The 23,931-nt window shown below is 70.4% G+C and carries 18 protein-coding genes and 1 pseudogene; 11 read left to right on the top strand and 8 right to left on the bottom strand.

The annotated features are described in order from the left end of the window. Together FMQ63_RS25750 and FMQ63_RS25745 are read left to right on the top strand one after the other, a co-directional pair. Positions 1–462, top strand: a pseudogene (locus FMQ63_RS25750) (hypothetical protein); the annotation flags it as partial. A gap of 3 nt (positions 463–465) precedes the next feature. Beyond that, a complete protein-coding gene (locus FMQ63_RS25745; protein WP_011550868.1) occupies positions 466–1,026 on the top strand; it encodes a hypothetical protein in 561 nt (186 codons plus the stop codon). 3 nt (positions 1,027–1,029) lie between these two features. On the opposite strand, the gene FMQ63_RS25740 is transcribed toward FMQ63_RS25745, so the two are convergent. The 5 genes from FMQ63_RS25740 to FMQ63_RS25720 all read right to left on the bottom strand — a co-directional run bounded on the left by FMQ63_RS25740 (position 1,030) and on the right by FMQ63_RS25720 (position 8,273). Then, on the bottom strand, positions 1,030–1,797 hold the full coding sequence (locus FMQ63_RS25740) for a hypothetical protein (RefSeq protein ID WP_011550867.1): 768 nt from the start codon (positions 1,795–1,797) through the stop codon (positions 1,030–1,032). After that, positions 1,794–2,744 carry a hypothetical protein gene (locus FMQ63_RS25735; protein WP_171452239.1) on the bottom strand — a complete coding sequence of 317 codons (951 nt, stop codon included), beginning with the start codon at positions 2,742–2,744 and terminating at the stop codon, positions 1,794–1,796. The genes FMQ63_RS25740 and FMQ63_RS25735 overlap by 4 nt, the downstream gene beginning before the upstream one ends. A gap of 1 nt (position 2,745) precedes the next feature. Beyond that, positions 2,746–4,284, bottom strand: coding sequence for a pilus biogenesis operon protein (locus tag FMQ63_RS25730; RefSeq protein WP_011550865.1), 1,539 nt, complete (start codon positions 4,282–4,284; stop codon positions 2,746–2,748). Further along, a complete protein-coding gene (locus FMQ63_RS25725) occupies positions 4,263–5,072 on the bottom strand; it encodes a TadE/TadG family type IV pilus assembly protein (RefSeq protein WP_011550864.1) in 810 nt (269 codons plus the stop codon). Before FMQ63_RS25725 ends, FMQ63_RS25730 begins: the two co-directional genes overlap by 22 nt. A 147-nt stretch (positions 5,073–5,219) precedes the next feature. Further along, positions 5,220–8,273 (bottom strand): helicase-related protein, encoded by a 3,054-nt coding sequence (locus tag FMQ63_RS25720; RefSeq protein WP_171452238.1) that lies wholly within the window; start codon positions 8,271–8,273, stop codon positions 5,220–5,222. Positions 8,274–8,503: 230 nt separating this feature from the next. Here FMQ63_RS25720 and FMQ63_RS25715 point away from each other — a divergent pair, with 230 nt between their 5' ends. The 8 genes from FMQ63_RS25715 to FMQ63_RS25680 all read left to right on the top strand — a co-directional run bounded on the left by FMQ63_RS25715 (position 8,504) and on the right by FMQ63_RS25680 (position 19,962). Further along, a complete protein-coding gene (locus tag FMQ63_RS25715; RefSeq protein WP_011550862.1) occupies positions 8,504–10,348 on the top strand; it encodes an ATP-binding protein in 1,845 nt (614 codons plus the stop codon). Positions 10,349–10,573: 225 nt separating this feature from the next. Beyond that, entirely contained in the window at positions 10,574–12,469 is a 1,896-nt protein-coding gene (locus tag FMQ63_RS25710) for a cytochrome c (RefSeq protein WP_011550861.1), read from the top strand. 29 nt (positions 12,470–12,498) lie between these two features. After that, positions 12,499–13,659: an FIST signal transduction protein gene (locus FMQ63_RS25705; protein WP_020478996.1), complete on the top strand. Its 1,161-nt coding sequence runs from the start codon at positions 12,499–12,501 to the stop codon at positions 13,657–13,659. 3 nt (positions 13,660–13,662) lie between these two features. Next, positions 13,663–16,608, top strand: coding sequence for a response regulator (locus FMQ63_RS25700; RefSeq protein ID WP_011550859.1), 2,946 nt, complete (start codon positions 13,663–13,665; stop codon positions 16,606–16,608). After that, entirely contained in the window at positions 16,601–17,011 is a 411-nt protein-coding gene (locus FMQ63_RS25695; protein WP_011550858.1) for a response regulator, read from the top strand. The genes FMQ63_RS25700 and FMQ63_RS25695 overlap by 8 nt, the downstream gene beginning before the upstream one ends. Before the next feature lie 85 nt (positions 17,012–17,096). After that, complete coding sequence (locus FMQ63_RS25690) at positions 17,097–17,945, top strand: tryptophan 2,3-dioxygenase family protein (protein ID WP_011550857.1); 849 nt, start codon at positions 17,097–17,099, stop codon at positions 17,943–17,945. Beyond that, positions 17,942–18,976 (top strand): methyltransferase, encoded by a 1,035-nt coding sequence (locus FMQ63_RS25685; RefSeq protein WP_011550856.1) that lies wholly within the window; start codon positions 17,942–17,944, stop codon positions 18,974–18,976. Before FMQ63_RS25690 ends, FMQ63_RS25685 begins: the two co-directional genes overlap by 4 nt. A gap of 197 nt (positions 18,977–19,173) precedes the next feature. Beyond that, positions 19,174–19,962, top strand: coding sequence for a dienelactone hydrolase family protein (locus FMQ63_RS25680; protein ID WP_216608743.1), 789 nt, complete (start codon positions 19,174–19,176; stop codon positions 19,960–19,962). 179 nt (positions 19,963–20,141) lie between these two features. Here FMQ63_RS25680 and FMQ63_RS25675 read toward each other — a convergent pair whose 3' ends face one another. Beyond that, positions 20,142–20,804: a response regulator transcription factor gene (locus tag FMQ63_RS25675; RefSeq protein ID WP_020478997.1), complete on the bottom strand. Its 663-nt coding sequence runs from the start codon at positions 20,802–20,804 to the stop codon at positions 20,142–20,144. A 150-nt stretch (positions 20,805–20,954) separates the two neighbouring features. Between FMQ63_RS25675 and FMQ63_RS25670 the strand changes: the two genes are divergently transcribed. Further along, positions 20,955–21,362 carry a response regulator gene (locus FMQ63_RS25670; RefSeq protein WP_026114312.1) on the top strand — a complete coding sequence of 136 codons (408 nt, stop codon included), beginning with the start codon at positions 20,955–20,957 and terminating at the stop codon, positions 21,360–21,362. A 13-nt stretch (positions 21,363–21,375) separates the two neighbouring features. Here the strand turns inward: FMQ63_RS25670 and FMQ63_RS25665 are convergent, their stop codons facing one another. Both FMQ63_RS25665 and FMQ63_RS25660 read right to left on the bottom strand, forming a co-directional pair. Beyond that, positions 21,376–22,680, bottom strand: coding sequence for an AarF/ABC1/UbiB kinase family protein (locus FMQ63_RS25665; RefSeq protein WP_011550853.1), 1,305 nt, complete (start codon positions 22,678–22,680; stop codon positions 21,376–21,378). Positions 22,681–22,756: 76 nt separating this feature from the next. After that, the gene (locus FMQ63_RS25660) at positions 22,757–23,803 is read right to left on the bottom strand and encodes a serine/threonine-protein kinase (RefSeq protein ID WP_011550852.1); all 1,047 of its coding nucleotides are present in this window, start codon (positions 23,801–23,803) and stop codon (positions 22,757–22,759) included. Positions 23,804–23,931: the final 128 nt, after the last annotated feature.

The following is a 23,931-nucleotide window of genomic DNA, read 5'->3' as shown; positions in this document are numbered from 1 at the left end:
CGCCCGAAGAAGGTGAAGGCCTCCGCGCCCGCGCCCTTCCACCCGGGGACGCCCACGGGCGAATTCGTGGAGGCCGCCTGGCGTTATCTGGAGGACGACGAGAAGACGCGCACGCGCTTCACCCATGCCTTCGAAAACCGGCAGGACGCGCTGCTGGGCGCGCTTGACGCGGCGGCGCTCACGGACGAAGGATATGGCGTCGCCCGCCACCTGCTCCTCGAGCTGTACGCCATGCTGGAGCTGGGCTGGCCGCCGGGACTCACGTCCGTCAAGCCGGCGGTGTTGGAGGCGGACACGGATGCCCCGCCAGTGCCTCAGCCGCTGAAGGACTACGCGGACGAGGCGCTCTTCGAGGCGGAGCAGGACGAGGAGCAGCCCCTGTCCTCCCAGGAACTGGAGGCGGTGCGGCGCCTCGTCCATCGCGGACTGGCGGCGCTGTGGGGCGCTCGCAAGGAGAGATGAAGGATGGCCAAGGACAAGGACGACAACGGCGGCGGCTTCTCCGGCAAGCGCAACAAGAGCTGGCGCGAAATCGACGCGGGGCGCGGCAAGGGCAGCAAGTACGCCTCCCGCCAGGACGACCCCGCGCAGCAGAAGCTGGAGCGCAGCGCGAGCTACCAGAAGTACAAGGCCGCCGCGGACGCGCTCTTCACCGGCGGCGAGCTGCCCGAAGGGCTGGCGAAGACGTTCGACCCCGAGGGCAAGCGCAAGGCCCAGAAGCAGGCCATGCAGAAGGTCACCGAGTCCGAGACGCGCGCCGACTGGGTGAAGGCCGTGGTGGACTACCTGGAGAAGTACCCGGAGCTGCCCGAGGACGCGTACTTCCTCGACAGCCTGCTGGACCACCCGCGCGAGCGCATCGTCGACAAGGCGCTGGCGAAGCTGGAGGTGCTCGGGGATGAAGGCAAGCTGAAGACCAAGGTGCCGCAGAGCCTGGACCAGCGCCTGAAGTCCGTCGAGCTGACGAGCATGGACCCCGACATGCAGGGCCGCGCCAAGGCGCTGCGCGAGAAACTGCGCGCCTGAGCTTCAGCGCACGACAGCGGCGGGCCCAGGAGGCGGCGGTGGCACGCTCCGCCCGCCGCGATACACCAGCACCACGGCCCGTTGATTCCCCTCGCCCGGCTCGTGCACCACGCGCAGCTCCTCGCCCGTGCGCACGTAGAAGGACGTCTCCCCTTCCTCCAGCCTCCAGCCCGCGCGCGTGAGCGCCTGGGCGTAGAAGGCGTCCACGGCCTCGCCGGACAATGGGACGTGGAAGGCGAGCGTGCGTGAGCTCTCGCTGTTGACGCGCAGCACCTGGCTGGCCTGGGGCGGCATGGGCGCGAAGTCCCCCGCCGCCGCCGGGTCCCTGCGCAGGGCGTGATTGGCCTCACCGAGGTACATCAGCGTGGTGCGGTCCGGCTGCGGCTGGAAGATGACGGTGTAGGTGATGCCCCGGTGCCCGTCGATGGCGGTGAGCATCACCGCGCCGCTGGCGAGCTGCGGCTGCTCATGGCCCGGTGGCAGGTGCAGGCCCGCCTGGATGAAGGCGTCCGCGAAGCGCTGCACCAGGTCATCCATCCGCTCCTTCGCGTGCACGGCGCGCAGCGCGACGGGGATGCCCCCTGCCTCGACGATTTCATTCGACTCGACGGTGTCGATGACCTGCACGCGGGGCCAGGCAAAGCGCGGCCGCGCGGAAGCCTCGGGCTGCGCCGGGGACGCGGCGGGTGCCTTCGCCGCCGTGCCCTGGGCCACCACCGGCGCGGCGCCGAGCAGGCACGCCGTGACGAGCAGCCCCCGGCGCCACGTCACCGCGGCACCCCGAGCCAGTGGCTCGCGCGGCCCACCTTGTACGAGCGGATGTTGGGCGCGTCGAAGGGCGTCACCTCCCAGCGCGTCTGGCCGCCGGCGTGCGTGGAGCCGAGGTTCTCCTCGTAGTTGTCCTCCTCGCCGCGGAAGCTCATGAAGAACTGGTCCTCGTTGACGCCGGCCGCGCCGGTGATTGCCGCGAGCGCGGAGCCGGCGTTCCCCCCCGCACCGTTGGCCCGGTACACGCGCTGCGCCCACTCGTAGTAGTCCGGGTTGGCGCACCGGCGCGCGCCGTTGATGTTGAGCGCGCAAGCCCGGCCCTCCTCCACGCCGCCCAGCCCCCAGTCATCCAGCAGCATGCCGAAGCGCGCCGTGCAGCGGCCACCCGAGGCGCGCCCGGCGGCGCACACCGTGAAGGCATCGGCGGCCCGGCGCTGGGACACCTTGAAGAACCCCTCCCGGCCATTCTCCAGATAGCGGCCAATCCGGACGCCGCGAATGCTCGAGGACGCGGTGCACCCCATGCCCTGCGTCCCCATGGCGATGGTGCCGGCCAGGTCCGGGTCGGCATCCGCCATGGAGAGGCCGCGCACGGTGCCCGGCAGCTCCGGGCGGCAATCCACCTGGATGGGCTGCGCGCGGGCAATGGCCTGCTGGACGGCCACGCCCGTGCGGCCCATGCGCTGACGCCCGTCGAAGTCCGCGTAGCGGCCATTGGCCTCCGCCTCGGCGGCGAGCACCGTGCCCCGTCGGCCCCACTCGTTGTCCTGCGGGTCGTGCATCACCCGGCCGGTGGCGTTCCACATCGCGAAGTTGGCGGCCTCCTGCACCTTGAGCGTCAGCGCGCCCACCTCGGCGAAGTAGATGCCGAACAGCAGGATGGTGACGAACACCATCACCCCCAGCGCCGTCTCCACCAGCGACTGGCCTCGTGCATGGCGAACCCGCATGTCAGTAGCCCCTGTCGCCGGGGCCACCGCCCCGGTAGCCCACGGAGTGCAGCTCTCGCAGCGCCCGCGCGTGCCCGGAGAAGCCGGCGGCGGACAGGCTGTCCGCGGGCCGGTCATCCCGGGCGCCCTCCGCGCTCACCAGCGTGGCGCGCCAGAAGGGGTTGAGGAAGTTGGGGGGTTCGCGCCAGCCGCCGCCCTGCACCGCGGGCTGGGGCCGGTGGTAGTAGACCATGCCAGCGGAGAGGGCCACCTGGTTGCGGTGCACGTCCTCGCGGCCCGTGGGGCGGATGCGGCCCAGCGGACTGCTGTTGTCGAACTCTGTTTCGGTCCCCGCGAAGCGGAAGCGGAAGAAGAGGTTCCACGGGTCCGGGCGGGCCCGGCGCTCCGCGCTCGCGTAGTCCCGGTACAGCATGCTGTACAGCTTGGGCTGGCCGTAGTGGTTGGACGCGCCCGCGTGCAGTTCGTCCACGTTGTAGCCAACGGAGTAGGGCCAGATGCCGGGGCACACCACGCACGCGCCCAGCGTATGCGTCTCGTAGGTGGGCTTGCCGTCCTCCGGCGCCTGGCCCGGGGGCATGCGCGCGCCGTAGACGTGCTGGTCCTCGTGCGTCTGCTCCTCGTCGGACATCACCCACGCATCCGTCGCGATGGGTGGAAGCGTCGGCGCTCGGGTGCAGCGCGTGGGGATGACGACGCGCCCGTGGTCATGCGCCGTCGAGTTGCGGCCCGACACGGTGTGGTACGTCGAGGGGTCCATCTGCGACACCGAGCCGTAGCGGCGAAAGCTGGTGGAGATGGCGGCGCCGCCGGTGCCGAAACCAGCGGTGCCTCCCGGACGGTTGTGGACCCACGTCCACCCCATGCTCCCCATGGTGGCGTTGAGCGCGGGGGTACCGCCGCCCGAAGGGCAGAGCGCTCCGTCCCCCACGCCGCAGCCATAGGTGCCCGCCTTGATGGACTGGATGACGGCGTCGCGCTCCGGGACGTCGTTGCCACCATTGAGCTCGGAGAAGCTCTTGGCCGCGCCAGCGGACGGCGCGCGGAGCTCCGGGTTGACCGCCTGCGCGACACGCCGGGTGAGCTCCTGCTCCGCGATGTGCTCGCTCAGGAGCTTGCCGTAGATGTTGAGCCCGGCCTGGAACATGTTGCCGGCCCGGCCCTGGAGCTGCCGCACCTGCGTGGCGGCGGCAGCGTCCGCGGCGAACCACACCGGCGGCGGGATGGAGCCGGGGCAGGCCACGTCGTGCGCCGCGTATTCCTGGCTGCTGTGGCTGATGAGCGACTGGGTGCCGGCCATGGCCACCATGTGCGCCACCTGGGCGCGGTTCATCACCGAGATGGCGTTGAAGGCGCGCGCCGTGGCCACCGCCTGGCTGTAGGCGGCCGCGTCCGCGGCCATCTGGATTTCGACGCGCTCCTTGGCGCGCATGCCGAAGCCCAGCGTCATCAGCACCATCAACGTCAGCAGCAGCAGCGTCAGCGCGAACAGCACCAGCGCCTGGCCTCGCCGCGAGTGCCTCACGAGCCGTGGAGATTGCACGCGGGACCTCCCATGAAGTACTCGGACATGACGGGCGTCATCATTCGCATGGCCGCGTTGACCTGGATGGGGAACACGAAGTGCCCCTGGTCGCTCCAGCGCACCATGCGCGTGCCCAAATCACCGCCGGGCCAGCCGTCGCGCCCCAGCGTGGCGCTCGTCTCGCCCCACCACGCGGAGCGGCGCTGCACCGGCATCAGCGGGTTGGCCGCCGTGTAGCGCCGGAGCCGGAAGTGGGCCAGCAGCATGCGGCTCATCACCCAGTTCGCGAAGGGGACGCGCATGTAGTACCAGGCCACCATGCGTATCTCCAACGTGCGGGCCCGCAGCGCCGCCGCGTTGTCCGTGGGCTGATCAAAGAGCAGGTCCTCGCCCCCCGTCAGCTCCTGCGCCCAGCCGGCATCCGGCGACTCCCGGACGATTTCAATCAACGGCTCGTTGAAGTCGCGCCCGTAGGAGCTACGCACCCGGAATTGGTTGTGACGGCGGGGGGAAAAGGCCGCAGCCAGGGTCTCCGAGCTGTCCGTGCGCGCCACCGTGGGCAACATGGTCACCAGCGCCGCGTGCATCATCGGCAGGCAGTTGCCGTGGTTGATGCTGCCCGCGCGCACCGCCCGGTATGCCGCCACCTGCGCCAGGATGCGGGCCTGGAGCATCATGAAGAGCTGCAGTGTCCCCAGGACAAGGAACACCACCAGCGGAAGGGTCAGCGCCGCTTCCACCGCGGCCTGTCCCGACTGACGTCGTGTGCGTGGGGTGCCTCGGTGGATCATACGAGCCTCCACCATCCTATTTCTCGTTGATTGAGGAATCGGTCAAATGGCCCGCCATCCTGAAAACGCGCGATTTCACTAGGAGAACAAAATCAGCAATTCTTGAAGTCCTAGCAACACGACATCACGCGTCAACAGGCGGACATTTGGGCAGGGGCGCCTTCAGCGGTTGAGGACGAAGCCGCAGGCGGAGTCGAGCACCACCTTGGCACCCGCCAGCGCGTCCAGCAGCCGGGCGTAGTGGGTGCGCTCCGCGTCCAGTTGCGCCTCCACGGCCTCGGTGGAGAGGCCCTGGTGCCCCAGGGACAGGCGCAGGCGGGCCACGGCGGCGTCGCGCTCGGCTTCAATGGCCTTGCGCGCCCGGGTGGCCAGCTTCGCCAGCTCTGACTCGGCGGCCTTCTGGCCCACGGGCACCGCCGCGTCCACGAAGTCCGCGAAGCCCGGGAAGGCAAGCGACACCTCGTCGCCCTTGAGCGACTTCCCTTCCTTCTCCAGCGCGGGCAGCAGCGTGGGGTCGGACTTGGGGCCGCCGGCGCCGTCCACCACGGCCACGTGCAGCAGTGTGCGTTCCAGGAAGCGCGCCAGTTGGCGGCTGGGCACCCGGGCGCCTGGGGACGTGTCCTCTGGCTCCGGCAGTTGGGCGTGGAAGAGCAGCTCCACGCCGCGTCCCTTCTGGGGTCCACGCCGCTCGATGAAGCGGAAGGCGCTGCGCCCATAGGGGCCGTCACGCAGGAAACCGAAGAGCGCCTCCACCAGCGGGTGGCCGGTGGCGAAGTACTCCAACTCCTCCGCCTCCACCGCGGTGTCGCGCCAGAAGGTGCCCAGCTGCGTGCGGTCCTCCATCACGTCGATGCCCGGCAGTCCGTCCACCTTCAGCGCGTGGCCGAACTGGAAGGCCACCTGGAAGGCCTCCACCTGCTCGTCGGTGTCCACGCCGATGCCCACCCGGCGCGCCAGCTCCGTCACCGTCTCCTCCAGCCGCTCGTCCAGGTCGCGCGCGATGCCCCACAGGCCATCCTCCACGCCGGACGCCTCCGCCTCGCCGTCCTCGTCCTCCTCGTCGGCCTCGATGCCCATGCGCTCCTGGGCGCGCTTCACCAGGCGCTCCACCGCGGGCCGGTCGAAGCTGCGCACGTCCAGGAGCGGGTCATAGGCGCGCTTCACCTGGGCGCGCGCCGCCTCCACGCGGGCCTTCAGCTCCTGCGCGTAGGCCATGCGGGCCTCGCGCGGCATCAGCGCCAGCTCGGCCAGCCGCGCCTCCACCTCTTCCAGCACCGCGTCCAGGCCGCCCACCGTCTCGCCGAAGACGCCCACCGCGTCCGCCAGCAGCATCAGCACGTCGGAGGCCAGCGTGCCCGCCGGGTCGAAGACGTGAATCTCCACCGGATGCGTCTGGCCGATGCGGTCCAGCCGGCCAATGCGCTGCTCCACCGTGGCCGGGCTCCAAGGCAGGTCGTAGTGCACCAGGTGGTGCGCGAACTGGAAGTTGCGGCCCTCGCCGCCCACCTCCGTGCACAGCAGCACCTTGGGCCCTTCCGGGTCACGGAAGCGCGCCACCTGCCGGTCGCGCTCCACCAGGGGCAAGTCACCGTGGTACCCCAGCGCCTCCACGCCCTCGCGGCCCAGCTCGGACTGGAGCGCGTCCAGCGTGTCGCGGCTCTCCGTGAAGACGAGCACCTTCGCCGCCGGCTCCGTCTTCCAGACGCCGCGCAGCACGCCCAGGAAGGCGCCGAACTTCGCGTCGCGCGACGGCAACCGCAGCGCGTCCGCATGCCCCTTGAACACAGGGTTGGCGCGCACCGCGCCCGCGAAGGCGGCGGGGCTGGACTCCAGCCGGCGCAGCACGTTGCCCAGCGGCGCGCCGCGCAGGCTGGCCCCGGCGAGCACTGCCAGCGCGGCGTCGCGGACCGTCAGCTCCTCGGCGGGCAGCGTCACCGGGTGGCGGTGCAACCGGCGCGTGGAGAAGCCGCCCACCACCGCGCGGCGGTTGCGCACCAGCCGGTCACTGAGGCTGTACGTCTCCGACAGGTGTTGCAGCAGCGCGTCGCGGTCCTTCAGCGAGGACAGCTTCGCGTCCTCGGGGAAGCGCTTCGCCAGCGCCTGCACCGCGGCGGACGGCTTGCCGCCCTCCATCAGCGCGCGCACCGCGGCGGACAGCTCCTCCTGGCGCTTGAGGCGCTCCTCGAATCCCGCGACGGAGGGCGCCGTGGCCGCGTCGATGAGGGTGAGCAGGCCGTGGTACTCCGCCGGGTCCAACTGCATGGGCGTGGCGGTGAGCAGCAACAGGCCCCACGTGTTCTTCGCCAGCACCTGCGCGGCCTCGAAGGCGCGCTCGCCCTTGAGGTGGTGCGCCTCGTCGATGATGACCAAATCCCAGAAGGCGTCCTCACCGGCCAGCGCGCGGCGGTGCTCCTCGCTGCGCTGGAGCATCTCCAGGCTGGTCACCACCAGCGGGAAGCGCGCCCAAGGGGACACCTCCGGCGCTTCCTTCAGGGACTGCGCGTAGCGGTCCGAATCCATCAGCGTGAAGAGCTGGTTGAACTTGTGGAACAGCTCCACCAGCCACTGCACGGTGAGGTGGCTGGGCGCCACCACCAGGCAGCGGCGCGCCAGTCCGGACAGGCGCAGCGCGCTGAACACCATGCCCGCCTCAATCGTCTTGCCCAGGCCCACCTCGTCCGCCAGCACGAAGCGCGGACGGCTGGCGGACAACACGCGCTGCACCACGCCCACCTGGTGCGGCTTCACCATGATGCGGCTGGCCAGCAGCGCGCCCAGCGCATCGCAGCGGCGCTCGTCGTCCAGCACCAGCGCCTGCTTTCGCAGCGTGAAGGCCCGCGCCTCGCCCACGCGGCCCTCGCGCAGGGTGGACAGCAGGTCGGAGCGGGGCGGCAGCGCGCGCAGCGAGGACTCGGGGAGCTCGTCCTCCTCGTCGTTCTCCACGTAGCGCAGCACGTAGCGGCGCAGGCCGCGCGCCCCCGGCTCCTCGCGCACCACCAGCGCCAGGCGGCCCTTGTAGGTGATGACCGGCTCACCAGGAGGCAGCGGGTACTGCACCAGGGCTCCACCCTTGGTGGACACCAGCACCGGGGCGTCTTCCCGGGCGGGAAAGGCGACGAGCGCCTTGGCGCCCTCCTCCTGCAGCGACAACAGATGCCCCACACCCCATTCGGGCTGCGGGAGGTAACGGACCTTCGAACCTTCGACTAGAGACATGGAGCGTCCGCTCATAACCCCCTGTCCAGACGAAGGCCATTCCATGACGGCCTCCCATGACGGACTTTCGTCGGACGAAGCGCCCTCCGGAGGCCCGCACCGCGCCGTCCGAGCGCCCCTGGGGTGGACCCACCCCGTCCACCAGGACGATGTCTTCCAGCAGGCAGTCTGGGTGATGCTTTCCTCACCGACGGCACGCCCGGAAGGGTGCCTTGGGGGGGAGTCACCACATGATGCGCCGTTGGACATTCGCCCAGCGAGTGAGCGCCGGCTTGTCCGCCTGCCTGTTCGCCGGGTTGCTGCTGCTCGCGACGCTGCTGTCCGCCGTCTACGCGCAAGCCAGCATGCCCCCGGGCCACGGCGCCCAGCCCCAGGCCGTCCTGGCGGGGCTGCTGGGTCTGGCCTGCGTGGCGGCGCTGGGCTTCGTGCTCCACCGCGCGCTGGCTCCGCTGCATGCGCGCCACCAATCCAGCGAGCAGCACCTGCAGCTCCTCATGGACGGGGTGACGGACTATGCGCTGTGCTTCCTGGACCGGCACGGCCGGGTGACGGCGTGGAACGCGGGCGCCGAGCGCCTCACGGGCTGGTCCGAGGTGGAGCTCGCCGGACGCGACGCGGACCGCATCTACCCGGTGGACGAGGTGGCCGCGGGCGTGCCCCGCGCGCACCGTGAGCGGGCCGCGCGCGAGGGGCGCCTGCTGGCGGAGGGCTGGCGGGTGCGCCGCGATGGCAGCCGCTTCTGGGCGGAGACGCTGCTCACCGCGCTGTACGACGCGCACGGGCGGCTGCGCGGCTTCGTGAAGGTGACACGTGACATCACCGAGCGCCGCCGGATGGAGCGGGCCCAGGCGCTCTTCGCGGAAGCCGGCCGCGTGCTCCAGCCGCTGTCTGGCGCGCGCGAAGTGGGCGAGGCCCTCACCCGGCTGTGCGTGCCCGAGGTGGCCGACGCCTGCATCCTCTTCCTCCCCTCCGAGGACGGCACGGTGCGTCCGCACGCGGTGGCCTGCGAGGACATCGCCGCCACCCACCGCATGTGGGAGCCGCTGCTGCGCTGTCCGGAGGATGGCGAGGTGGGCCCCTCCCGCGTGGTGCGCACGGGCCGCAGCGAGCTGCTCCCGGAGCTGGACGGCGCCCGGCTCCCGCCGGCGCTGGAAGGCAGCGCACACGGCGAGCTGCTGTGCGCGCTGGGCGTGACGTCCGCCCTCACGGTGCCGCTGGCGGTGGGCTCCCGCGTGCTGGGCGCGCTGTGCCTGCTGTCCACCGGCACGCACCGCCGCTTCGGCGAGGTGGACCGGGCCTTCATGGAGGAGCTGGCGGCGCGCGCCGCGCTCGCGCTCGACAACGCCCGGCTGCTGGCGCAGGCGCAGGACGCGCTGGAGCTCATCGGCATCGCCGCGCATGACCTGGGCAACCCACTCAGCTCGCTCCAACTGCGGCTGCGGCGCCTGTCCATGCAGAGCGCCGGCACCTCCGACACGCGGCTGCGCGACGGCCTGGCCGGAGCCGAGGGCGAAACGCGGCGCCTGGGCCGGCTGGTGCACAACCTCCTGGACCTGTCCCGCCTGTCAGCGGGCCGCATGGTGCTGGACACGGAGCCGCTGGACCTGGCGCACCTGGTGCGCGAGGTGGTGGAACGTCACCGCGACCAGGCCAGCGCCGCGGGCTGCGCCCTCGGCATCCGCGTGGAGGAAGGCGCCACCGGCCAGTGGGACCGGCAGCGCCTGGACCGCGTCATCACCAACCTGCTGAGCAACGCCCTCAAGTTCGGCCGCGGCCACCCCGTGGAGCTGCGCGTCCAGGCCGACACCCGCTGCGTCCGCTTGGCCATCCGGGACGGCGGCATCGGCATTGGCGTGGAAGCACAGCAGCGCCTGTTCCGCCGATTCCAGCGCGTCCATGCCGGCGGGCAGCACCCCGGCACCGGCTTGGGGCTCTACATCGTCCGCCAGCTCGTCGAGGCCCACGGGGGCACCATCCACGTCCAGAGCCGAACCGGGGAAGGCTCGGAATTCACGATTGAACTTCCCCGCAGGACAAACAAGGAATCCTGTTCAGTGAATGAAGTGCAGGTATGACCTTGTGGGTGGGGCAGCCCTGCGGGGCAGGCATTCATCTCCTTGAAAACACAGCAGGTTTGACTCCAGGTGGATTGTTTTCCCAGAAGTTGAACAAATCTGTTCGTTGCAGATAATCTTCGTACGGCTAAAAAGACCCGAACCGGGGAAACCCGGAAACGGGAGAGGCCCGGCCCACACCGCCCCACAGGCGACGGGTAACACGGCCCACTGGCCCCAGACGCCATGGCGGCGTCGGCTTTTACACGTACGAGGAGTTGCACCATGGGTGGACTTGGAGCCCCCCGGGCCCTGCTCGCGTCGCTCGCAGGGCTGATGCTCGCCTGCGGCGGACAGGATGCCCCGGACGCAGCCTCGCTGGACACGCAGGCGCCGGACACGGTCTCGCTGGAGACAAGCTCGCTGGAGACACGCTCGCTGGACACGCGGTCCGCGGAGAAGACGCTGCTGGACGCGGATCCCCAGTCGCTGCTCGGTGGCTGGCCCTGGCCCGGCAACAAGACGCCCGCGGTGGCGCTGGCGCTCGAGGTGAAGAACGGCGTGGGACAGCCGCTGCGCGTGCGCGAGGGATCCACCTTCTTCATCAACCAGATTGATATCCGCACCTTCGTCACCTCCACCAAGGACGAGGGCCTGCGCAACCTCATCGCCCAGAGCGACTTCGGCGGCCTGGGGTGGTGGGGCGTGCGTCAGGTGGACCAGGAGTCCATCGGCGCCCCGGGGCCCTACACCCGCCGCCGCTTCTTCCGGAACGCGGCGTGGATGGACCTGCCCAGCCACTTCATCGTGGAGCCGGTGGACTCGCGCGGCCGGCTCACCGGCGTCCCCATCCTGCTCAACGCGGGCACCGAGCATCAGCGCCGTGCGGGCATGGATGACTTCTTCATCCGCCGCTTCCGCGGCATCCAGACGGCCTCCGGCTGCGCCACGCCCGACGACTGCTCGGCCTCCACCCAGTTCGAGGAAGAGGCCATCCTGGAGCTGCGCAACGCGTACGAGCACGCCCAGCGTCAGACGCTCACGCTGCGCTCCGACACCCGCACGCTGCGCCTGCGCTGGAGCCTGCGTCCGGCCGCGCCCTACGAAATCCCGGTCGAGCAGGTGCGCGACGCGCGCTACACCTACGGCTTCCGCATTGGCGTGGAGGCCCTCACCCCGCCTCGCCCGGACGGCACCTATGCCCCCGGCACGGAAATCAGCTTCCAGCTCACCCTGCGGGACGGTGCGGGCAACCGGCTCCACGACAAGGGATACCTGCCGCCCTACAACGAAGTGGCCCCCGACGGCACCGAATCCGGGCTGCAGTACTACCGGGCCTTCTTCGACGCGACGACCACCTACTACCGGCGCAAGCACCGCGAGCGCATGCTGATGACGCAAATCATCGGGCCGGCGCAGAACATCCAGCCCATCCGCTCCATCGTCGCACTGGAGGCGTTCCTGGACCCCGAAGTGGACGAGCAGGTGGTGGCCACGCCCGAGCGCGACGGCGTCTTCTCGCAGTTCGCCACCCTGCCCTTCGCCAACGTCCTCTTCGGCGGCGCCTTCATCGACCCGAACCTCTGGAACCAACCCAACACGGACACCTGGCAGTTCAAGCTGCCGGACAACGCGGCCCCCGGCACCTACCTGGTGACGGTGAAGGGCCGCCGCGTGTACCTGGGCGAGGACCTCCCCGGGTCGACGACCATTGAAATCCAGGTGGGGACCCCGCAGCGCACCCAGCCCAAGCACACCACCGGCCCCTGCACCTCCTGCCACAGCAAGGGCGGTGAGCTGGGCGTGGTGCTGCACGCCAACGACAACCGCGCCGCGTGCGCCGGGTGCCACGCCCCGCTCGCCTTCGAGCTGGAGGGCCCCATCTTCGTGCGCACCCACTTCATCCACTCGCGGTCCAACCGCTTTGACGCACCGCTCCAGCAGTGCTCGTCATGCCACCTGACGAAGGAGAGCATCCAGCGCACCAGCAAGGCCGCCTGCCTGTCCTGCCATAAGAGCTATCCTGACAGTCACGTGGCGCAATTCGGACCCATCGAGAGCATGTATGTGGGGGGCGGCGCTGAGTCTTTCCAGCAGTGCACCGGCGCCTGTCATACTCGGCACCCTGGAAGCGGCCTCTAACCCCCGCTCACGCACCTCGGAGTTCCTCCATGGCTCAGGTCAAGATGCAGACGGCTCGCACCACGCTGAGGGAGCCAGATGCCGCCGCGGAGGACCTCCTGAGCCAACTGGGCAGCGACACGCCCCGCCTGGTGACGATGTTCGCCTCGCGGGAGCGTGACCAGCTCGCGCTCAACCGCGCCGTGCGTCAGCGGCTGCCGGCGGACACGCGCCTGATTGGCGCCACCACCGCGGGCGAGCTGGACAACACCGGCATCCACGAGGGCAGCGTGGTGATGAGCGCCCTCTTCGGCGACTTCGAGGTGGGCCTGGGCCTGGGCACCGGCCTGTCCGTGGACGCCATCAGCGCGGGCGCGGCCGCCATCAAGCGCGCGTGCGAGGACCTGGGCGTGCGGCAGCAGGACCTGGACCCGCGCCGGTTCGTCGGCCTCGTGATTGACGACGGCTTCCGCTACAAGAAGGAAGAGCTGCTGCTCGGCATCCTGGAGAAGTGCCAGACGCTGGTGCTGGTGGGCGGCGGCGCCAGCGACGCCAACCGCGACCCGGCCAAGCAGTCCGCCATGGTGCACGTGGATGGCGAGGTCGCCACCGACGCGGTGCTGGTGGCCCTCTTCAAGACGAGCGCGCCCTGGGCCGCGCTCCGCTCCCACTGGTACGTGCCCACCGGTGAGAAGCTCACCATCACCAAGGTGGATGAAAGCCACACCCGCGCGCTCGAAATCGACGGGCACCCGGCGGCCAAACGCTACGCGGAAATCCTGGGCGTGGGCGTGGAGGAGCTGGAGTTCGGCACGCCCCGGGGCTTCGCCGTGCGCCCCACCGCGCTGCGCGTGGGCCGGGAGTACTTCATCCGCGCCGCCTGGAGCCCGCAGGAGGATGGCTCCATCCTCTTCGCCAACCTGCTGGAGGAAGGCACCGAGCTGGAGCTGATGAAGCTGGGGGACATGGCCGGCATGACGCGCAGCTTCTTCACCGACGAGGTACCCCGCAGGGTCCAGAACCCCCAGGCCGCCCTGCTTTTTCACTGTGGTGGACGCATGTGGTACGCCAGCGCCACCAACACCGCGCAGCAACTGGCGGAAACGCTGAAGGCCGCACCCACCGCCGCCGGGATGAACGTGCACTTCGAAATCTATTCGGGGTTCCACATCAACACCACGCTGACCGCGCTGGTCTTCGGGGCGAACTGAGCCATGGCCTCCTCACAGCCTCCCTCTGACTCTCCGGCGGACAATGCGTCGCTCCTGCTCGTGGCCGGCGAGCGTGAGTGCCAACGCGTGGAGGAAGCCCTCCAGCACGCGGGCGTGACGGTGGTGACGGAGCGCGCCACCACGGCGGCCGCGGCGGAGGCCGCGCTGTCACGCACGTGGGGCTTGGTGCTGTGCGGCTCGGAAGTCCCCGACATGGGCTTCGCCGAGGTCCAGGCGTTGTGGAGCAAGCACGGCAAGGAGCTGCCCTTCGTGGTGCTGTCGCGCGACTGGTGCGAGGCCACGCTGGAGGCCAGCGTGCGCGCCGGAGCGCTCGACTACATCACCGAGGACCGCTTCAGCCGCCTGGCGCCCGTGGTGCAGCGCGAGCTCCGGATGACGGCGGACCGCCGCCGCCACACCGCCACCGCGGTGCAGTTGGAGCGCACCAACTACCTGATGGAGAACATCATCGACGCGATTCCGTTCGTCCTCTTCGTGAAGGACGCGGACACGCGCCGGTTGGTGGTGGCGAACAAGACGTTCGCGGACGCCTTCCGCGTCACCAAGGAATGGCTGCTGGGGAAGCTGGACCACGACTACTTCCCCAAGGAGCAGGCCGAGTCGTTCATCGCCATCGACACGGAGATTCTCGAAACCAAGCAGATGAAGTCCTTTGAGGAGGTGGCCCGCGCCGACGGCGTGGACCGCATCTTCGCCACGCGCAAGCTGCCCCTGCTCGACGAGCACGGCGTGGCCCGCTACGTGATGGGCGTCACCGAGGACATCACCGAGCGCAAGCATCACGAAGAGATGCTGCGCGCGTCCAAGGCGGAGCTGGAGGCGGCCAACAAGCAGCTCGCCGCCAGCCTGGAGGAAATCAAGCGCACCCGCGCCGTGTCCGCCCGCTCGCTGGCGTCCTACCAGCAGCGCGCGCTGCAGATGGAAATCATCCGTCAGCAGAACGAGGACCTGGACCGGCTGGCCCAGGAGCTGGCGGTGGCCAAGCGCAACGAGGAGGAGCGCGCCCGGGAAGCCGAAGCCGCCGCCCGCCTCAAGAGCGAGTTCCTGGCCAACTTCAGCCACGAAATCCGCACCCCACTCAACGGCATCATCGGCTACTGCGACCTGCTGATGCGCGAGGAGGGCCAACGGCTGACGGCGCACGGCCGCCGCGACCTCAACGTCGTGAAGACGAACGCCAAGACGCTGCTGGCGCTCATCAACGACATCCTGGACCTGTCCAAGATTGAGTCCGGCCGCGTGGAGGTCGTCACCGAGCAGGTGGACGTGCAGGAGCTGGCCGAGGAGTGCCTGGCCACGGTGAAGGAGTACCTCAAGGGCAAGGACGTGGCCCTCACCACCAACATCGACCCGTCCGCCCGCATGCTCCGCTCGGACGCGCTGAAGCTGCGGCAGATCATGCTCAACCTGCTCAGCAACGCCGCCAAGTTCACCGACGCGGGCGAGGTGGCGCTGAGCCTGGTGCCCGCGGGCAGCGAAGTCATCATGACGGTGGAGGACACCGGCGTCGGAATCCCCTCCGACGAGCTGCCCTTCATCTTCGAGAAGTTCCGCCAGGTGGACGGCTCCACCACGCGCAAGGTGGGCGGCACCGGCCTGGGGCTGGCCATCGTCCGCGAGCTGTCCCGCGTGCTGGGTGGCAATGTCACCGTGACGTCCACGCTGGGCCGCGGCACCACCTTCACGGTGCGCCTGCCCACCACGCTGGAGACGCCGGACAACGGCGGCGGGCCGCACCTGGAGCGCGGCGTGCCCGTGTCGGAAGTGGCCCAGCACGTGGGCACCATGGCCCAGCCGGGCAGCACGGTGCTGGTGGTGGACGACGACCCGCTCATCCAGCAGCTGGTGGCCGGACAACTGGAGCCCGCCGGCTTCAAGGTGGTGGTGGCCGAGGACGGCATCGCCGCCCTCAAGCGGGCCCGCGAGCTGCGGCCCCAGGCCATCCTCCTGGACATCCACCTGCCCAAGCTGGACGGCTGGTCGGTGCTCAGCCAGCTCAAGAGCGAGCCCTCGCTGGCCGGCATCCCCGTCATCCTCATCTCCGTGGAAGAGCAGCGCGCGCGCGGCTTCTCCCTGGGCGCGTGCGAGTACCTCGTCAAACCGGTGGAGCCGGACCGCCTGGTGGAGGTGGTGCAGCGCAGCCTCCACCAGTCCTCTGGCACCTCCACCAGCGTGGGTGAGGTGCTGGTGGTGGACGACGACTCGGCCACCCGCGAGCTGGTCAGCCGCAACCTGCGCCGCGCCGGCTTCTCCACCTCCGAGGCCCGCAGCGGCGAGGACGCCCTGCTCAAGGCGCGCGTGTCCCCGCCCGCCCTGGTGGTGCTGGATTTGATGATGCCCAACCTGGACGGCTTCGAGGTCCTGCGCCGGCTGCGCGCGGAGAAGCTCCAGGTGCCCGTGGTGGTGCTCACCGGCAAGACGCTCTCCGCGGAGGAAGAGGCCCTCTTGCGTGACGGCTTCGCCGGCTTCGTGAAGAAGGGCGGCCACGCGCTGGAGGACGTCATCGCCCAGGCCAAGGGCCTGCTGCTGTCCCAGCGCGCCGCCAGCGCCGGCAAGCTGGCCCGCATCCTCTATGTGGAGGACAGCGCGCAGAACCGCGACATCGTCCGCCGCTACCTCAACGGCCACTTCGAAGTCATCGAAGCGGAGGACGGCGAGCACGGCTTGGAGCGTGCCATCCGCGACGCCCCGGACCTCATCCTGATGGACCTGTCGCTTCCCCGCCTGGACGGCTGGGAAGTCACCCGCAGGTTGCGAGCCCTACCCGCCGCGGCCAATGTTCCCGTCATCGCGGTGACGGCACACGCGGGGCGGGAGTACCAGGACAAGGCACACGCGGCCGGTTGCACCGCGTATCTCACCAAGCCCCTTGATCGTGACCAGTTGCTCGAGATGATTCGAAAGCATCTAGGGAGAACCCATGTCTGAAGAAAAAGCGCGCGTCCTGGTGGTGGACGACGACCCGGACCTGCTCGACCTCGTACAGCGCTCGCTGAGCGCCTACGGCTTCGAGGTGCTCACGCACACCTCCGCGCTGGGTGTCTCCAACCTCGTCCGCTCGGTGGAGCCGGACTTCGTCCTCATCGACGTGAACTTCCCCGCGCTCAAGGGTGACAAGGTCGTCAACCTGGCGCGCCAGTACGCGCTGCCGAAGACGAAGTTCATCCTCTATTCAGCATCCGACGAATCGAAGCTGCGCTCACTGGCGCTCGCGTCCGGTGCGGACGGATATATCTCTAAAAGCGTGCAGGGCGAGGAGCTGGCACAGCGCCTGCGCGCCTTCCACCTGAAGCCCCGGCCGCCCACACCGACGCCCGCTCCCACCAGCTGAACGCCGGATGACATGCCCGCGGGTCCCGTTGGGACGGGGCCCGCGATTCCACACCTTCCGAGCTCCCCCCACTCAGGAGGGCCGTATGAGCGCGTCCATCGATTACAGTCACGCCGAAAAACTACGACTCGAACTGGCAGAACCCCTCTTCAACCCCCTCTTGAAGAAGTGGGTGGGCAAGGGCGAGCTCGATTACGAGGTCTACCTCAAGACGCCCACGCTGCTGTCGCTGCAGGCGCCGGACGGCGAGCGCGTCGCCCACGACGAGCTGATGTTCCAGGTGGTGCACCAGGCGCAGGAGCTCTGGCTGAAGCTGGCCTCGCGCGAGGCGGTGGAAGTCGTAGCCGAGCTGGACCGGGACGCGCTGTGGGCCGCCTCGTCGCGGCTGGAGCGCATCTGCCGGGTGCTCCAGGCGGTGAAGCAGGAGCTGGCCATCCTGGAGACGATGACGCCGGACACCTACCAGGTCATCCGGCGCAGCCTGGGCAACGGCAGCGGCCAGGAGTCCCCCGGCTACAACATGCTGCGGCGGGTAGCGCTGGGGCTGGAAGGCGCCCTGGACCGGCTGCTCGCGCGGCGCGGGCTGGCGCTGGCGTCCGTGTACACCTCGGGTGGCCCGGACGACTTGAAGCGAATCTGCGAGCAGTTGGTGGACATGGACGAGGCCTTCCAGGGCTGGCTCCATGCGCACTTCCAGCTGGTGCGCCGCACCATTGGCGTGGACCGCACCGTGAAAGCGCTGGACGGCCTGCCCACGCAGGTGCTCGCGGGGCGGATGATGCTGCCGCTGTTCCGCCAGCTCTGGGACGTGCGGCTGGAGCTGACGTCCGGGTGGCAGCGCGAGGGCGGCATCGCCCCGGGTGCCAACCGGGCCCCTCCAGGCGGCGGCTGCCCCATGGCGCACGCGGCCAGAATGCAGGTGGAACAGCCATGAAGGGGGAGGCCACGGCCCTGGCTTCCACCCCTCGCGCACTGCTTCACCTGCTGTACAACGGCGCCCGCGCCGTGGACGTCCTGGAGGCCTCCCTGGACCTGGGGCTGCTGGACGCCCTGGAGCCGGGCCCCGTCACCCTGGGAGAGCTGGCGACGCGGCACCGGCTGGTGCCCGTGCGGCTCTACAAGCTGCTCGACTGTCTGGAGAGCCTGGGGCTGGTGCGGCGCGAGCAGCCCACCGACGCGCTGGAGTCCGCGCGCTACCAGGCCGTCCCGGGCCTGCGCGCCGCTGCGCAGGCCGTGCTGGGCCCGCAGTCCCTGGAGAAGGACCGGGAGCGCTACGCCTGGCACGAGTTGCACGGGCAGCTTCCGCAGGTGCTGCGCGGTGAGCGCTCCATGCCCCCCGCCGCCTTCGACTGGCCTCCGCGCACCGCCGAGCAGGTGGCGGGTTTCGAGGCCAGCATGGCCGCGGGCCTGCCCCCCATCCTGGAGACGTTCCGCGCCCACCGCGGCCGGCTCTGGGAGCGCGGCGGCCGCGTGCTCGATGTGGGCGGGGGTGACGGCACGCTGGCCGCCCATCTGGCGAGCGAACACCCGGGCCTTCACGTGGACGTGTTCAACCTGCCCGCCACCGAGCCACTGGTGGCGCGCACCCGCGAGCGCTTTGGACTCTCCCCCGAGCGCCTGGGCTTCCAGGGCGGAGACTTCCTCCGGGAACCGCTGCCCGGCGGCTACGACACGCTCTGCTTCGTGCGGGTGCTGCATGACTGGCCCGCGGACACGGCGCGCGCGCTGCTCGTGGCCGCGCGCGACGCGCTCCCACCCGGTGGCCGCGTCCTCATCTGCGAGGAGTTCCGCACCCCGGAGCGCCTGGCGGCCCAGTTCTTCTGGTCCTACTTCCTCATGGGCGTGGACACCTGCGTGAGCCGACTGCGCGAGGTGGAGCACTACCTGCGCGTCCTGGACGAGACGGGTTTCAAGGACGCCGAAGTCCTGCCCGGCCCCTTCGAACTCATCCTGGCCCACCGGTAAAAACGATAGGACCTCACAGGTGGGTCACCTGATTGTCCGCCAAGTGTCACCGGCCCCACCGCACCGCGCCAGGGAAGCGCTGGTAGAATGAGAGCACCCCGTGTCCGGTGAAACCCTGGCACGGTTTCTGCAATCTTCCAGTCCGTAGCGCGTGTAGCACGGCAGCGACGCAGTCCGACAAAGAGGAGGGACTCCGCATGAAGAAGCAGGGTTCACGCAGGTCGGATGAAGGCTCGGAGAAGGCGGTCCGCGGGCTGGTGACACAGCCGCAAGGCACGGGAGGCTGGACGCCGCCCGCCGCGGACGGAGAGGTCCGCATCCCCGTGGAGGAAGGGGTGGAGCTGAGGGGTCTGCTCCAAGTCCCTCCGGGCGCCACCGGCGTGGTGGTGATGGTCCGGGGCCACGGCAGCAGCCGCCGCGGCGCCACGGACCAGGAAGTCGCCCGGCTGCTCCAGCACGAGGGGCTGGCCACCCTGGCGGTGGACCTGCTGACGGCGGCGGAAGAGGAGGCCTGCCGCGAGCGGGACCTGCGCTTCAACCTGGGCCTCTTCGGCGGACGCCTGGCGGGCGTGGCGCGCTGGCTGCGGCGCGCGCCTCGCACCAGCGCCCTGCGCATCGGCTACTTCGGGGCGTACACGGGCGCGGCCGCGGCCCTGGCCGCCGCGGCGATGCGGCCGGAGGCGGTGGACGCGGTGGTGTGCCGGGGCGGACGCCTGGCGCAGCCGGGGGCGGCGCTGGCCCGGGTGCGCGCGCCCACCCTGCTCATCGTCGGCGCGGAGGACACGTCCGCGCAGGAGCCCCACCGCCGCACCTACGCCGCGCTGACGACGGAGAAGCGCCTGGAGGTCATCCCCGGCGCCACGCACCGCTTCGAGGAGCCCGGCACGCTGACGCAGATGGTGGACCTGGCGTGCATCTGGTTCCTCCAGCACCTGGGCGCGCCGCGCTGGGATTCCCTGCCCGCGCCGCGCGCCGCCGGGAGCTGACGCACCGGCTTTCCACACGGTGGGCCAGGGCAGCCAGCAGCGCTGCCCTGGCCCCCAGCGGACGCCCTGGCGTGGGGGGGAGAAGGCGCGAGCGCGCCTGACGCCCAGGCACCTCGACGGTGCCACCAGTCGTGGCGCGCTCCCAGTGGCCAGCGGTCTGACGCGCAAGCCCTCCGGGCTCAGAGGCTTGCCGGGCGCTGCACACCCAACTGGCACCCGAGGACCGCCAACTGCGTGCGGTTCTCCGAGCCCACCTTCTTGTAGATGGCGGTGATGTGCGCCTTCACCGTGCGCTCGGTGATGCCCAGGCATGCGGCGATCCGCAGGTTGTCCGCGCCCGCGGCGATGTAGCCCAGCACCTCGCGCTCACGCGGCGTCAGCCGGCCCAGCTCGCCCCGCGGCGACGCCTCCGGCCGGGGCCACGCCAACCCCGCGGGCAGCAGCCGCTCGCCACGCACCACCCGCTCCACCGCCTCCACCACCTCCGCGCAGCCCACGTTCTGTTTCCACAGGTAGCCGGCCGCGCCCGCCTGGAGGCATTGCTCCACCACCTCCGCCTCGCGGTGGCCCGACAGCACCAGCGGCTTCACCGCCGGGAAGAAGTCATGCAGACACTGGAGCGCCGACATCCCGCTGGTGGACGCCTCCCACCCCGGCAGCTCCAGGCGCAGGTCCACCAGCGCGACATGGGGCAGCGTCTCGCGCACACGCGCGAAGAACGGCGCGGGCTCCCCGAAGTCCGCCACCACGTCCATGCCCGCGCCTTCCAGCACAGCCACCAGGGCCTCCCGGAAGACCTGCTGGTCCTCCAGGATGGCCACCCGGATGCGTTCCGATTCCATGGCCCTTCCACCCTCCCCTGTCCGTCCCCTGCGATTCAACCCCGCTAAGGGGATTCCCTCATGTGGGGGGCGACAGGGAATGACGTCTGGAGGATACTTACCCCGTCAGGAAGCACCCGCAGTGCCATCCGCACGCTGAAGGGGGAAGCCATGCCGGAGACCAAGATTCGCGTCCTCATCGTGGACGATGACCAGGACCAGCTCTCCCTCGTGGAGCGCACCCTCTCCGCCTTCGGCTTCGACGTCCGCACCCACCGCTCCTCCCTGGGCGTGTCCAACCTGGTGCGCACCACCCAGCCGGACCTGGTGCTGCTGGACGTGAACATCCCCGCGCTCAGCGGAGACAAGGTGCTCACGCTCGCGCGCGGTCAGGCCCCCAAGGGCACGAAGTTCATCCTCTACTCCGCGTCGGACGAATCCCAGTTGCGCGCCCTGGCGCGCGCCTCGGGCGCGGACGGCTACATCTGCAAGAGCGTGCAGGGCGAGGAGCTGGCCCAGCGGCTGGAAGCGCTCCACCTCAAGCCCGCGGCTTCGGAAGCCGTGCAGGCCGCGCGTTAGCGCGGCGCCGGCCTCACGCGGGCAGGTCCGTCACTTCCAGGAAGACCGCGCGGAAGTCCCCCCGCGCGCCGATGAGCCTCAGGTTCTGCGCCAGCCCACCGGTGGAGCGGAAGAACATCATCGCCTCCGGTGGCGGCCTGATTTTCAGGAAGCGCGGCGCGTTGCGCGAGAAGTGGTGGCGCATGTCGCGGTTGATTTCGCAGACCGCGTAGTCGTAGTCCGGCAGGCGCATGGGCCGCCCGGCGATGCGCAGCACCTCGGTGATGAGGTCCTCGGCCTCGTCGTCCGGAAGCTCCACGGTGAAGCCCACCTCCCGGCTCAGGCTCAGGATGTCCAACGGCTCCATGCGCATCGTCTGCCGGAGCATGCGCTGGTTGACGTCCACGAAGCGCGGGGAGAAGCGCTTGATGGAGCCGAAGTCCAGCAAGCCCAGCCGCCCGTCCGGCATCACCATGAAGTTGCCCGGGTGCGGGTCCGCGTGGATTTCGCCCGCGCCGAAGAAGGGCCCGTAGGTGGCGAGGATGAGCTGGCGCGCCACGCGGAAGCGCGCCTCGTTGGAGGGATTCGTCGGCAGCCAGTCCTTGAGGGTGAGCCCCTCCAGCAGCTCCAGCGTCAGCACCCGCTTCGCGCTGTGGCTGGAGATGACGGCGGGCACACACAGCTCCGGCAGCTTCGCCACGCTGCGCGCGAAGCCCTCGGCCAGCTCGGCCTCGCGGTGGTAGTCCAACTCCAGCAGCATCTCGTCGCGGAACTCCTGGAAGTAGGCGCCTGCATCGGACACGCGCAGCACCGTCGACGCCGTCTTCGCCACGATGCCCAGGTTCGCCATGTCGTTGGCCAGGGACACGTCGATGCCGGGGTATTGCACCTTCACCGCCACCGCCCGGCCGTCCTCCAGCACCGCGCGGTGCACCTGCCCCAGCGACGCGGCCGCCAACGGCTCCTCGCTGAACTCGCGGAAGAGCGACTCCGGCGGCGCGCCCAGCTCCGCCTGGACCACGCGCGACACCTGCGCGTAGGACATGGAGGGCGCCTGGTTCTGCAGCCGCGCCAGCACCTGCCGCACCTCGGGGGTGAGCAGGTCCGGGTCCATGGAGATGGCCTGTCCCATCTTCATGGCGGCCCCCTTGAGCTCGCCCAGGGTGGAGACCAGCTTCTCCGCGGCCTCCTTGCTGAGCAGGTCGGGCGTGCTCCCGGACAGGCGCTTCGCGCCGCTCTTGAGCACATCCGTGCCCACCTGCACGGAGAGGCCTGCCAGCTTGCGCAGGCGGTTGAAGCGGCCCTGGGGAGGAAGCTTGTCGTCGGGGTCGGAGGCCATGGGAGCTGAAGTGGATTAACGAGGAGGGCCCCGCCAGACGCAAGGCATGACGCCCCGCCGAGACAGCCAGGCCGCCCTACCTGGAGGCGGGCGCGGCCCCCGGCGGCCCCCGGAGCGTGTACCAACTGGGAAGCCGCTCCAGCTCCAGGGCCTCTGGATGCGCCACGCCGCCGTCGAGCGCCACCGACGCCTGCAATGCCGCGCGCAGCTCGGCCGCACTGGCATAACGGTCCCCCGGGCGGCGCGCCATGGCCTTGAGCAGCACGCGTGACAGCGCCGACGGGATGCCCGCCGGCAGCGGTGGCACCTCCCGAGCGTGGCCATGGGGCGGCTCCTCCGCCGCGTGCCCGCGCGAGGACAGCCGGCCCGAGACCAGCAGCGCGCCCAGCACGCCCACGGCGAAGAGGTCAGCGGCCACCGACAGGTCGGCGGCGCCATCGGGGGAAGGGAGCAACCCGGCGATGCCGAAGTCCAGCAGCTTCACGTGCTGGCGGCCATTCGCATCGGGGATGAGGAAGATGCTGGCGGGATTGAGACTGCCGTGGGCGATGCCGTGCGCATGCGCGGCGCCCAGCGCGTCACACACCTGGGTGAGCAGGTCCACCACCAGCGCGGACGCCAGCGGCCCCTTCGCGAAGGCGGTCAGGCTCTGTCCCTCCAGGTACTCCCTGACGAGGTAGGGACGCCCGTCGCGCATGCCCAGGTCGTAGAGCGAAACGATGTGCGCGTGCTGGATGAGCGTCAGCGTGCGCGCCGCCTGAAGGAACCGAGCGACCTGCGCCGGGTCCTGCGTCACGTGCGTGTGAAGCACCTGGATGGCCACGCGCTTCTGGATGAGCGCGTGCTCCGCGAGCAGCACGACGCCCAGGCTCCCCCGGCCCAGCTCTCGCAGCAGCCGGAAGTGGCCCACCTGCTGTCCCACCAGCGAGGCCGCCGAGGACGGGAGCGGGGCCTCCCTCGCGGGCGGCACCATGAAGGATGGCGGACACCCCATGGACACACGACGCGCGCCCGCCCGGGCCGGACACTCGCAGGCCCCCCCGTGCGCGGGGACACAGCCACACGGGGACCGGAAGGTCTGGGTGAACACGGGAACGGAGGTGGTGACGTCCGACCGGGACATGATGCCAACGTCCTTCGCGCGACAGGCGCCCCCGCTCCGGCCAGCAGCCAGTGGGCCCACGCACGAGCCAGCGCGAAATGGGTTTCGGAAGATGTGACAGTGCCCGTTCGGAACGCGCGTCCTGGCGC

It is taken from the genome of Myxococcus sp. CA005 (genome assembly GCF_006518205.1).
In the GTDB taxonomy this organism is placed as follows: Bacteria; Myxococcota; Myxococcia; order Myxococcales; family Myxococcaceae; genus Myxococcus; species Myxococcus xanthus.
The sequence above is the reverse complement of the archived record's forward strand: the minus strand, read 5'-3'. Positions and strand labels throughout refer to the sequence as shown.

Coding starts and splice junctions, on each gene's coding strand:
- FMQ63_RS25745 (WP_011550868.1), top strand. CDS start 466: ATGGCCAAGGACAAGGACGACAACGGCGGCGGCTTCTCCGGCAAGCGC.
- FMQ63_RS25735 (WP_171452239.1), bottom strand. CDS start 2,744: ATGCGGGTTCGCCATGCACGAGGCCAGTCGCTGGTGGAGACGGCGCTG.
- FMQ63_RS25725 (WP_011550864.1), bottom strand. CDS start 5,072: ATGGTGGAGGCTCGTATGATCCACCGAGGCACCCCACGCACACGACGT.
- FMQ63_RS25720 (WP_171452238.1), bottom strand. CDS start 8,273: ATGTCTCTAGTCGAAGGTTCGAAGGTCCGTTACCTCCCGCAGCCCGAA.
- FMQ63_RS25715 (WP_011550862.1), top strand. CDS start 8,504: ATGATGCGCCGTTGGACATTCGCCCAGCGAGTGAGCGCCGGCTTGTCC.
- FMQ63_RS25710 (WP_011550861.1), top strand. CDS start 10,574: ATGGCGGCGTCGGCTTTTACACGTACGAGGAGTTGCACCATGGGTGGA.
- FMQ63_RS25705 (WP_020478996.1), top strand. CDS start 12,499: ATGGCTCAGGTCAAGATGCAGACGGCTCGCACCACGCTGAGGGAGCCA.
- FMQ63_RS25700 (WP_011550859.1), top strand. CDS start 13,663: ATGGCCTCCTCACAGCCTCCCTCTGACTCTCCGGCGGACAATGCGTCG.
- FMQ63_RS25695 (WP_011550858.1), top strand. CDS start 16,601: ATGTCTGAAGAAAAAGCGCGCGTCCTGGTGGTGGACGACGACCCGGAC.
- FMQ63_RS25690 (WP_011550857.1), top strand. CDS start 17,097: ATGAGCGCGTCCATCGATTACAGTCACGCCGAAAAACTACGACTCGAA.
- FMQ63_RS25685 (WP_011550856.1), top strand. CDS start 17,942: ATGAAGGGGGAGGCCACGGCCCTGGCTTCCACCCCTCGCGCACTGCTT.
- FMQ63_RS25680 (WP_216608743.1), top strand. CDS start 19,174: ATGAAGAAGCAGGGTTCACGCAGGTCGGATGAAGGCTCGGAGAAGGCG.
- FMQ63_RS25675 (WP_020478997.1), bottom strand. CDS start 20,804: ATGGAATCGGAACGCATCCGGGTGGCCATCCTGGAGGACCAGCAGGTC.
- FMQ63_RS25670 (WP_026114312.1), top strand. CDS start 20,955: ATGCCGGAGACCAAGATTCGCGTCCTCATCGTGGACGATGACCAGGAC.
- FMQ63_RS25665 (WP_011550853.1), bottom strand. CDS start 22,680: ATGGCCTCCGACCCCGACGACAAGCTTCCTCCCCAGGGCCGCTTCAAC.
- FMQ63_RS25660 (WP_011550852.1), bottom strand. CDS start 23,803: ATGTCCCGGTCGGACGTCACCACCTCCGTTCCCGTGTTCACCCAGACC.